The 11735-nt window shown below is 47.9% G+C and carries 8 protein-coding genes; 6 read left to right on the top strand and 2 right to left on the bottom strand.

Translation table 11 applies throughout. From position 1 onward, the window contains the following. Window positions 1–129: 129 nt before the first annotated feature. Together M2133_RS15330 and M2133_RS15325 are read right to left on the bottom strand one after the other, a co-directional pair. Window positions 130–1683 (bottom strand): SLC13 family permease, encoded by a 1554-nt coding sequence (locus M2133_RS15330; RefSeq protein WP_277467076.1) that lies wholly within the window; start codon window positions 1681–1683, stop codon window positions 130–132. Window positions 1684–1819: 136 nt separating this feature from the next. Beyond that, a complete protein-coding gene (locus M2133_RS15325; protein WP_277467075.1) occupies window positions 1820–3919 on the bottom strand; it encodes an ATP-binding protein in 2100 nt (699 codons plus the stop codon). A gap of 116 nt (window positions 3920–4035) precedes the next feature. Here M2133_RS15325 and cysQ point away from each other — a divergent pair, with 116 nt between their 5' ends. From cysQ to M2133_RS15295, 6 genes are all read left to right on the top strand, one after another. Continuing rightward, window positions 4036–4854 carry a 3'(2'),5'-bisphosphate nucleotidase CysQ gene (cysQ, locus tag M2133_RS15320; protein WP_277467074.1) on the top strand — a complete coding sequence of 273 codons (819 nt, stop codon included), beginning with the start codon at window positions 4036–4038 and terminating at the stop codon, window positions 4852–4854. Between the two features lie 301 nt (window positions 4855–5155). Beyond that, window positions 5156–5668: a sigma-70 family RNA polymerase sigma factor gene (locus tag M2133_RS15315; protein WP_277467073.1), complete on the top strand. Its 513-nt coding sequence runs from the start codon at window positions 5156–5158 to the stop codon at window positions 5666–5668. Between the two features lie 537 nt (window positions 5669–6205). Next, window positions 6206–7486, top strand: a complete 1281-nt coding sequence (gene glyA, locus M2133_RS15310; RefSeq protein WP_277467072.1) for a serine hydroxymethyltransferase — start codon at window positions 6206–6208, stop codon at window positions 7484–7486. Between the two features lie 70 nt (window positions 7487–7556). After that, window positions 7557–9905, top strand: coding sequence for a family 20 glycosylhydrolase (locus M2133_RS15305; RefSeq protein ID WP_277467071.1), 2349 nt, complete (start codon window positions 7557–7559; stop codon window positions 9903–9905). A 261-nt stretch (window positions 9906–10166) separates the two neighbouring features. Beyond that, entirely contained in the window at window positions 10167–10532 is a 366-nt protein-coding gene (locus tag M2133_RS15300; protein ID WP_277467070.1) for a response regulator transcription factor, read from the top strand. 155 nt (window positions 10533–10687) lie between these two features. Next, window positions 10688–11725: a sugar transferase gene (locus M2133_RS15295; RefSeq protein WP_277467069.1), complete on the top strand. Its 1038-nt coding sequence runs from the start codon at window positions 10688–10690 to the stop codon at window positions 11723–11725. Window positions 11726–11735: the final 10 nt, after the last annotated feature.

Here is an 11735-nt window from a genome sequence, read left to right as displayed (position 1 = left end):
TCAATTCAAATCAAAAAATCAAAGAACGCTTGTATCTTATATATAATCAACCTGTTACGGTTGAAATTAAAAAATTAACGCATCAGTAGTAATTATCAATTATCAATTTGATCCGGGCCACGTCCCGGATCAGAACGGCCATATCACCGGCGCCAGAAAGATCGCCATCAGAAAGACCACAATCGTCAATGGCGTGCCGATCTTCACAAAATCCATAAACGAGTAGCCCCCGATCCCCTGCACGATCATATTGGTCTGGTAACAGATCGGTGTGATAAAGCTGGTAGAGGCAGCCACACAGATCACCATAAAGAAAGGCATCGGATTGACACCCAACTGCGTAGCTACCGAAAGGGCAACAGGGAAACCCAACGCCGCCGCGGCATTGTTGGTGATCAGTTGGGAGAAAAAGGCGGTGATCAGGAAAGTCATCGCCAACAGCATGTGCGGTCCAAAGCTTTCCGACAGGCTAATGATATAACGGGCAGCCATAGCCGCCACACCGGAGTTCTCAATCGCTTTACTGATCGCAAAGGCACAAGCGATGGTGATCAGGATATCCCAGGAGATATATTTCGTATACTTCCGCGCCGGGAAGATCTTCGCCCACGCCATAATGATGGTCGTCACACAAACGAAGAAGAACATATCCAGTTTGACATTCGGGAAAGCCTCTTTGGTTGCCGGCAACTCCCCAAGGGTTGCCCCGGCGATCATAAAGAGAAACAAGCCCAAGGCAAACCACCGCTTCTTATTGGAGATCGGCTTTTCAGCTTCTTTGCCGTTCGACAGAATAAGGAACACGCTCGACTCGCCCCAGGTAGGGATAAACGAATCGTCGCCCCACAGGATCAGGTTGTCGCCATCCTGCAATACGATATCATCCAGATTGCCCGGAATGCGTTGGCCCGATCGTTTCACCTCTTTGACGATCGCCCCGTAATGGCGGAAGAAATTGAACTCTCCCAAGGTCTTATTGATCCCCGGAAAGCGGGGACCCAGTACGGCTTCTATCTTATGTAACCCTTCTCTCTCACTCTCTCCCGATGCCTCTTCCGAATGATTCGCCGGAGACTCCGGCAACAGTTTATTGGAGAAAAGGATCAGGAACAAGACCCCGACAATAGCAATAGGCAGACCGATCTTGGCGATCTCGAACATCGACAGCCCATCGTATCCCGCTTCCATAATCATGCCGTTGACCACCAGGTTCGTAGACGTACCGATCAACGTACAGATCCCACCCAGGCTCACGGCATAAGTCAATGGAATTAGAAATTTGGTAGGCGGCAATTTCACCTTCTCCGCCCAGCGTTTAATGATCGGAGCAAAGATAACCACCATAGGCGTATTATTGAGGAAGGCGGACATACCCGCAAGTATAGGCAACAACCGGGCTTGCGACCGGATCACCGTCGTCTCCCCTTTGGGAAGAACTTTGCTGAATAATTGGCTTAACGTGCCACTCTGCCGGATCCCTTCGCTGACAAGGAAAAGCAAAGCCACCGTGATCATACCCTTATTGCTGAAGCCTTCCAGCATCTCTTTGGGCGTCAGGATGCCTGCACATAAAAAGAGGACAACAACCGAAAAGAGTGTCAACCCCGGGCGCATCAGGTCTTTGATCAAAGCAAAGATCATCAGGGCTAACCCCGCTAAAACGAAAATCATCTCAAAACTCATACCTACTGAAGTTAGAAGCCGAATGCTCACTTTGAAGCAACAAATGTAGGAAAGTTTCTCAACGGAAGAAAGCATTTACACATCCCGAATGCATCAGTATGCGCATTCAGACCACAAAATTCCGCAAATGGAACAATTAGTTACTCAACGCCAGAGGCAAGTGGAACCAGAAGGTTGAGCCTTCGCCTTTTTTTGAGTTTACGCCTACACTGCCGCCCAGGTCTTCGATGATCTTTTTGGCGATGCTTAAGCCGAGTCCCAGGCCTACCTGGAATTCATCGGCTTTATAGAAGTGCTTGAACATCTTGGAGATCTCCTCTTCGGTCAATCCGATACCGGTATCGGATATCTCTATACGGACTTCTTTCTCGTTGTAAGGATAATAATGCAGGGAGATCGTTCCTTCGTTGGTGAACTTATAGGCGTTATCCAATAGATGGAAGATCACCTGAACCATGCGTTCGCGATCGGTACGGGTCTTGATCGATGGCAGGTTCTCGTCGAAAAGGAATTGGATATGGTCTTTCTGGTTCGACGATTTCAGGCTGGCAGCTTCCCGGCAGATCTCTTTGAGGTCGACATCGTTGACGACATATTGCATGGCGCCGCTCTCGATCTTCGTGAAACTCAGGATACTGTCGATGATCTGCAACAGGATCTCGTTGTTCTTGCGGATCAGGTCGATAAAGTAACTGTTCTCCTCCGTATCGTTCGTATCGGCAATGATATTGGAGAAACCAACGATCACATTCAGCGGCGTACGCAATTCATGACTCATATTCTCGATAAAGGCGGTCTTGACCCGGTTCATCTCCTTTTCGTTGATCAGCGCCAGTTCGTTCTCCCGCTCTTTGGTGATATCACGAGTCAGGCAAATGATTTTCGAGGGTTTGTTATTCTCGTCGTATTTATAGGTACGGAAGAAAGTGGTGTACCAATACAATTCATTCCGAAAATACTGGCGGTAGGTCTCCGTAAACGAAGGGATCTTGTCGGCAATGATCTGTTGGACCTGGCCCAATACCCGCTCGATATCGTCTTCATGGATCCGTCCCAAGTGAGCGTCGCGGCTGGTCTGCACAACAGCTTCATCAGTATCAACAATCTTATTATGTTCATAGTCCAACAGGCTGAAGTCGATCTGGATATCGTCCTTCTTCACATCGTATTCCCAGATGTACGAATTGGCGGAGTTGATTGCCATCTTCAGTTTCTCCAGGCTATCGTGCAGTTTTTCTTTTTCCTGGTAATAGCTGGTATCGTGGTGAACCAGCAATACATAACCGAACACCTCGTCCTGCCGGTCTCTCAGCGGGATACATTTACCGATCAGGCGCATGACCTTGTCGGAATGGGTGGTGGCGTAATAACCTTTTTCGTTGATTGTATTGTAATTGTAATCGTTTTCGAATGTCGCTTCTTTCCCGCTTCGGATCCGCTCGAGGTTCTCGGCGGAGATTGTCGGATTGTCGAAAAGGTTGATCCCCAGGATCTCTTCTCTCGTCGTGCCCAGGATATTCAGATCGTACGGGTTGATATCTATTAGGTATCCATTCTCGTCATAGAGTTCGATCCCGATGGGCAAAGCTTCAAAAACAATCTTGAAGATCGCGTTACTCTTGAAGATCTCGACCGACGAGTCTTTGATGGTTTTCTGCATCTGTTTGTTTTCGATCAGGATAGAGAACAGATCGGCAAAGAAATGGGCATTCTCGATATCAGATGCTGTCCAGTAGTGATGCTTCCGGGTAAATTCGATACCTATAAAGCCCCGTATTTTGCCTTCGGAATAGATCGAGGTAGCCAGGGTCGACTTCAGTCCGTTCTTGACCATCAGGCTTTGTTCGAATGCGGCTTCCGGCGGAAGGTCTTGCATTTCCGAGATCACCGTATCGATGCCTTTCTTCATATTCCCGATCCACCAGGGGAAATCTTTCTCATAAAGCACCGTGGAGCCATTGAACTGACTGCGCAGGAAATCATCCAGATTCATCTTGCCGTCGGCAGATATCTCGTGGATAAAAGACAAGCACGACTCCGTCTCATCGAAATAACCGATATACACCCGGTCCGAATCGAAGTACGAAAGCACCTGAGCCAATCCGTCATTGATAGCGACAGAGGCTTCGGAATGGGTTATGATATGTAAAATCTGTTGAATGGTCGCACGAAAAGACTGCCCTTCTTCTCCCGTCGGGTTAGCATCTGAGTGGGGATGTTGTGTGTTATTGCCCATAGCTGATTAAAGTGTTCACAAACGAATACACAAATATAATATATTCTTAAATAAACTAAACATAAACAAGATATTTTTATACGCTATCTTTGCACATCAAAAAGGAGAGCAATCAGATGCAAAGTTCAAGTTATTTGTATGTGGCGATCCGCGCGGCGATTGATGCGGGACGGGCGATTATGGAAGTGTATGAAGATCCTGCGGCAGATTTCGGTGTGGAGATGAAAGCCGATCATTCACCCCTGACCCGGGCGGATAAGGCGGCGCATGAGGTGATAGCCGAAGCCCTGCAGTCGACTCCTTTCCCACTGCTCAGCGAGGAAGGCCGGACGATCCCCTATGCGACGCGTGCCCACTGGCAAAACCTCTGGATTGTGGATCCGTTAGACGGCACGAAAGAGTTTATCAAACGCAACGGAGAGTTTACGGTAAATATCGCCCTGGTGGAAGAAGGTATCCCGCGCCTGGGTGTGATCTATGTGCCCTGCCGGAAAGCACTCTACTATGCTTCGCAACAGACCGGCGCTTATAAGGTTGCCGGTATCGACTGCCAATATCAACCGTCCTATTCGGAGATCAAACAACGTGCCCTGCGCTTGCCGCTGGCAACCAGTCATCAGGGCATTGTGGTGGTCGCCTCCCGTTCGCACCAGTCGGAAGAGACGACCGCATGCATTGAAGACCTGCGCAAACAGGGACAGCCCGTCACCCTCATCTCCGTGGGCAGTAGCCTGAAGATCTGTGCCGTTGCTGAAGGATCGGCCGATATCTACCCCCGTTTCGCACCCACCATGGAGTGGGACACGGCCGCCGGCGACGCCATCGCACGGGCCGCCGGTTGCTCAGTCTGTCAGACCGACCGGAAAACACCGTTGACTTACAACAAAGAAGACCTGCTCAATCCCTGGTTTGTCGTTTCTTCCCCACACGGATAACCCGGCGCCAGCTTATCCACGTATGATATGCAGCTCTTGAAAGCCGGGACCTTACTTGAAATTTGTAATCACTTTATTGAGGAAATTAAAATGCACAACTTGTGCCAGTTGTAAATCCTGTTCATTTTCCTGTTCATTTCAACAAATTCAACCGACTTACAGTTTTTCACCTCTTTTTTTCAAAAAAAAATTTCACCACCTCTGATACCCGACGTACATTCGCCTATCGGTCGACGCGAAAGACCGGTTATTAAGGGTAAATATTGAGTTATTAAACAGCGATTTTTTAAAGGATTTTATCATGAACACGACGAATGTATTTCAGACGCAATTATTGGGACTTCAAGACAACATGATGTGTTTTGCCATGCAGTTAACCGCAAACAGAGAAGACGCACAGGACTTATTGCAAGACACCACGTTGAAAGTTTTAGACAATCAGGACAAGTTTACGGACAATACCAATTTCAAAGGTTGGGTACTGACCGTGATGCGCAACATCTTCATCAACAACTATCACAAGGTCGTACGTGTACAGACAATGGTCGACAAAGGTACCGATGTATATAATGTAGACACGATCAGCCATTCCGGCTTCGACACTCCGGAAGGCACCTGTGACATCAAAGAAATCAACAAAGCAATCGAAAGCTTAAACGAAGAAATGCGCATCCCGTTTGCCATGTACGTCAGCGGATACAAATACAACGAGATCGCCGAACGACTGGACATCCCGATGGGAACCGTCAAAAGCCGCATCTTCACCGCCCGCCAGGAACTGCAAGGCGAACTGCAAGACTTCTATTACAACTAAGATACACACAAGTAAAACACGCTTCATACATACAGATCTATTCAACAACTCCCCGGCCGCATTGGCTGGGGAGTTTTTTTTGGATCACCCCGAACCGAAGGTCGCTTAGCGAAGCGTAAAGCAAATATTGTGGAGAACTTCGTTTGGGATTGATTTCACAAAGGTCAACGACCTACGAAGTAACGAATAACGCCAAACTTCTAAACCATTGAAAATGAGATATTAATATTCTCTTCAAAAACGACCGGTAGTTTGAAAAAGGGGTACTGTGGCAGCGAAGACAAGGAGTATATATTTGTTGACAACCGTCAACACATTTGTTGATAATTGTCAACAGATCTGTTGATAACTATCAACAAACTTGTTGATAATTATCAACAAATGAATGCTCCTTACAATAGATTCATTTTCATTACCTTATCGTTTGGCATTTTGCAAGCGAAAAAATAGGTCTTTTACAAAGAAAAAAATTGTACATTTGTCGCAAATCTTCTGCCGTCAGAAGAATAAAGTCTAACAACCAAAGATTTACAGGTAATGAAAAGAGACACTGTCATTTTTGACATTATTGAGAGAGAAAAGCAACGCCAGCTAAAAGGTATCGAATTGATTGCTTCGGAAAACTTTGTCAGCGACCAGGTGATGGAGGCCATGGGTAGTGTTTTAACCAACAAATACGCCGAAGGTTATCCCGGGAAACGCTATTATGGAGGCTGTGAAGTAGTCGATGAAAGTGAGACATTGGCCATCGAGCGGTTGAAAAAACTGTTCAACGCCGAATGGGCTAACGTACAACCACATTCAGGAGCGCAGGCTAACGCAGCCGTATTCCTGGCAACCATGAACCCTGGGGACACGTTCCTGGGATTAAATCTTTCACATGGCGGACACCTTTCGCATGGTTCGCCCGTGAACAGCTCCGGTATCCTTTACCGGGCAACGGAATATAATGTAAAAGAAGACACCGGAATGGTCGACTACGATCAGATGGAAGAAGTCGCCCTGCGCGAAAAACCGAAAGTGATCGTCGGTGGTGGCTCGGCCTATTCCCGCGAATGGGATTATAAACGTATGCGCGAGATTGCCGATAAGGTAGGCGCTCTTCTGATGATCGACATGGCGCATCCGGCCGGTTTGATCGCTGCCGGACTGTTGAACAATCCGTTGGAATATGCGCATATCGTTACCTCTACGACGCATAAGACCCTGCGCGGTCCGCGTGGTGGTATCATCCTCTTGGGTAAAGACTTTGAAAATCCGTGGGGAAAGAAAACGCCTAAGGGTGAAATCAGAATGATGTCTCAGTTGTTAGACTCTGCCGTATTCCCCGGAATGCAAGGAGGCCCGCTGGAACATGTGATCGCCGCCAAAGCTGTTGCCTTCGGCGAAGCATTGGAACCCGAATACAAAACGTATCAGATGCAGGTGAAGAAAAACGCGGCTGCCCTGGCACAAGCGTTTATCGACAAGGGATACAAGATCATCTCCGGTGGTACCGACAACCATAGTATGCTGATCGACCTGCGCACGAAATATCCTGATCTGACCGGTAAAGTGGCGGAAAAAGCATTGGTAGCTGCCGATATTACGGTAAACAAAAACATGGTGCCGTTCGATAGCCGCTCAGCTTTCCAGACCTCCGGTATCCGGGTGGGAACACCTGCGATTACGTCACGCGGTGTGAAAGAGCCGGTGATGCAGGAGGTTGTTGAACTGATCGACACCGTACTTGCTGCTCCCGAATGTGCGAACACCGCAAAAGCCGTACACGAAAAAGTGAACCAGATTATGAAGGATTATCCTTTGTTTGCGTGGTAAATCATAATAAATGAAGAATGAGGAGGACCTCATTCTTCATTTTTCATTCTTTATTATAATAAATTAATTCATGAGAAGACTAATTACATCAATCGGTGCCGCCATGGCACTCTGTTTTATGCTGTCGTGTAGTGAAACACCGACAAAACAAATGCCTCACAATCAAGGCATCAACATTATCCCCGCACCTTTAAGCCTGGTGCAGGAAGAAGGAAGTTTTACACTAAACAAAGGCACCACGATCTATGCTTCCCAGGAGGAAGCTAAAACCATCGCGGACTTCTTTGCGTTGAAGATCAGACGGTCTACCGGATTCCCATTAGCCACGAGCGAAACGGCTACGGGCAAAGGCATTGCCCTGTCTATAGACAACACCCTGGAGGTAAACGATGAAGGCTACACGCTGGAAGTCACGCCCCAGCAGGTGACGGTCAAAGGCAAAACCGCGCAGGGGCTGTTCTATGGTATGCAATCGTTGATGCAGTTGTTGCCCGCCGAGATCGAAAATCCGGCGTTGGTAAATGGCATGGCCTGGACCATTCCCGCCGTGACGATCAAAGACGAACCCCGCTTCGGCTGGCGTGGTATCCACCTGGATCCCTGTCGCCATTTTATGACGGTGGAAGAAGTGAAAAGACAACTCGATGTATTGTCGCTGTTCAAAGTCAACACGATGCACTGGCATCTGACCGACGACCAGGGCTGGCGTATCGAGATCAAAAAATACCCCAAACTGACGGAGATCGGCTCCAAGCGGATCGAAGGCGAAGGTTTTGAATACGGCGGATACTATACGCAGGAAGAGGTCAAAGAAGTGGTGCAATATGCTGCCGACCGCTTTATCACGGTGATCCCCGAAATCGAACTGCCCGGCCACGGCATGGCAGCGATAGCGGCTTATCCGGAACTCTCCTGCTCGGGCATCGAAAGCACGCCGCGCATCATCTGGGGCGTTGAAGATGTTGTGTTCTGTGCCGGTAAAGAAGAAACCTTCGAATTCCTGGAAGATGTATTCAAAGAAGTGATCGAACTTTTCCCCAGTGATATCATCCATATCGGTGGCGACGAATGTCCCAAGAGCGAATGGAAGGCCTGCCCCCTTTGCCAGAAACGCATCCGCGAGGAGAAACTGCAAGCCAAAGACGGCCATACGGCTGAGGAACGCCTGCAGAGTTATTTCGTGCAACGGATGGAGAAGGTATTAGCCAAATACGGCAAGAAGATCATCGGCTGGGATGAGATCCTCGAAGGAGGCCTGGCTCCTACCGCGATGGTGATGTCGTGGCGGGGCGAACAAGGCGGTATCGCTGCGGCAAATATGGAGCATTATGTGGTGATGACTCCGCAAAACGACGGTATGTATCTCGACCGCTTCGAAGGCGATCCGAAGATCGATCCGGTAACCATCGGAGGCTCGGCTACGATCGAAACGGTTTACAACTACAACCCCACCCCGGCCGTGCTTGTCGAACAAGGGAAAGAGAAATATATCCTGGGCGTGCAGTGCAACACCTGGTCGGAATATATGTACACCAACGAGCTGCGGGAATACCGCATCTTCCCGCGTATCCTTGCCCTGGCGGAAATCGGCTGGACGGCTCTGGACCGGAAAGACTATAAAGACTTCGAACGCCGGATCGACAATGCCTGCGTTCGTCTCGACGCCTACGGCATCAACTATTATATTCCCCTGCCGGAACAAATGGGTGGCTCTTGCGACTTCGTGGCTTTCACCGATAAAGCGACACTGGCATTCAAGACTTCACGTCCGATCAAAGTGGTCTACACCTTAGACGGAACGGAACCGACAGCCGAATCGACGGTTTATGAAGCGCCCATCGAACTGACGGAATCCACGACACTGAAGATCCGTTCGGTGATGCTTTCCGGCAAGATGAGCCAGGTGCGCACCATCACCGTAGAGAAACAAGCGCTGGCACCGGCCAAAGAAGTGGCACCGACCCAACCCGGCCTGAAGATGGATGTAACCTACGGCTACTTCCTCGACGTGGATCAATTGGCGAATGCCAAAGAATGGAAATCGTCAGTCATTCCTTCCCTGCGGGAACTGACCCGGGTGGTGAAGACAAGCGAATCGATGCGCGGTGTCAACCAATACGCAGCCATTGCCAACGGCTATCTCACAATCCCGGAAGACGGCGTCTATTATGTCTCGTCCGACAATGAAGAAGTATGGATCGACGGCAAACTGATCGTCAACAACCGGGGCGAAGTGAAACGCTTCTCGCGCAACGACCGGTCGGTAGCCCTTGCCAAAGGTCTGCATGAGGTTAAAGTGGTATTCCTCGGCCATATCATCGGTGGATGGCCTTCAAACTGGAATGGCGGCGGTATCCTGTTGCGGAAGTCCGACGCGGAGAAATTCTCGCCCGTTACCCCCGATATGTTATTCCATTGATATATTGCTCGATATAAACATCAGCCGGAGAGGTTGTATCCAAAACAAGGATACAACCTCTTCTTTTTTCTTCATTTCCGTGCCAAATGGCGAACAATTCCCCCCTTATTCTGTTTCTAAAGCGAAGGTAGAAAGATCAAGGGATAGGAAGCATATCCGCATTTTCAGCAAAATTCGCATGCTTCCTGTTGTTTCTAACTTTTTTTTCATACATTTGTAACTAATTATTAAATTGAAAAGGCTCTAATTTGTAAAGGCTCTATGAAGAAGTCAATTCTCTTAGTTGATGATAAACCGGAAATAGCTAAGATAATCATGCTCTATTTGTCGGCGTATGAGGTGAAATATGTGGAAAACCCGTTGATCGCCATTGCATGGCTTTCCAGTGGGAATATACCCGATCTGATCATCTCAGATATTAATATGCCGGAAATGACAGGTGAAGAATTCCTTATTTACCTGAAAGCAAATGATATGTTTAGCGACATCCCTGTCTTTATATTATCCAGTGTAGATGGTAGTGAAGACCGTATCCGTCTGTTTGAAGAAGGAGCTGAAGATTTTATTCTCAAGCCGTTTAATCCCGAAGAACTTAAGGTTAGAGTCAAGAGAGTATTGAAACAATGAAGTACATCTTTTTCGGAAATAACACAAGGATAGCAGAGCATCTACAAGCCGAATTAGGAGAAGACATTTCAATATGTGCAAATAGGTTGGAGTTAAGCAACTACCTTTTGCAAGCAAAACATTCGAGAGAAACGAGTGTTGACTGTTGTGTCTTTATGGAACGGAAGAATATTCAGTCGGATATGCTGACTGTAAATCTTTTAAGAAACCAGCATGTCGATGTGTATATCATCTTGGTGAGCGCCCCGCTAAACAAAGAAGAGAAGATGCCCTACCTCAAGGCGGGGATCGACTGCATGATTTCCGAAACGATCTCCGGAGACGAATTACATAAGATCGTAGGCTTTGCCAAAACCTTCCAGGGACGTACCAAAGTCATTTCTTCGTCCACCACCGATGGCGTAGTAAACCTTTCCCAGATAAAACTACCGATATGGAAAAGAGCTTTTGATATCTTCTTTTCCCTCGCGGCTATCCTGGCATTATCTCCCCTGTTTATCCTTACCGCTTTATTTATCCGGTTGGAAAGTAAAGGGAAGATTGTGTATAAAGCCAAACGCGTCGGGTCCAACTATAAGATATTCGATTTTTATAAATTCCGATCCATGTATGCCGATGCGGACAAACGCGTGGCGGAATTAAAAAAACAAAATCAATATGTGATGGAAGAAGCAGCCGCTGCCGCTGCTGCTGAAGTTGCAGTCGCAGGCAATGTGCCGGAAGAGAAACCGTTGATGGTGGGTGACGATACGATCCTGCTCTTCTCCGACACCGCCATGACATCGGAAACCGATTACCTGAAAACCAAACGAACAGAAAAAGCCAACGCGTTCTTCAAAATGAAGAACGACCCGCGCATTACCCGCACCGGCCGTTTTATCCGTAAATACAGCATTGACGAACTGCCTCAGTTATTCAATATCTTAAAGGGAGATATGTCGGTTGTAGGTAATCGTCCTCTTCCCATGTATGAGGCAGAGCTGTTAACCAGCGACGAGAGTATTCTCCGTTTCATGGCACCGGCAGGCCTGACCGGCCTGTGGCAGGTAGAGAAACGCGGCGGCTCGGAAGCCATGTCGGCCGAAGAAAGAAAACAATTAGATATCAAATATGCACAAACATTTTCATTCTGGGGGGATATAAGAATTATCATCAAGACATTCTTTGCCTTTGTACAGAAAGAAGATGTATAAGCGCTAAACG

The sequence above is a fragment of the Parabacteroides sp. PF5-6 genome, assembly GCF_029504695.1.
GTDB lineage: Bacteria > Bacteroidota > Bacteroidia > Bacteroidales > Tannerellaceae > QVMG01.
The sequence above is the reverse complement of the archived record's forward strand: the minus strand, read 5'-3'. Positions and strand labels throughout refer to the sequence as shown.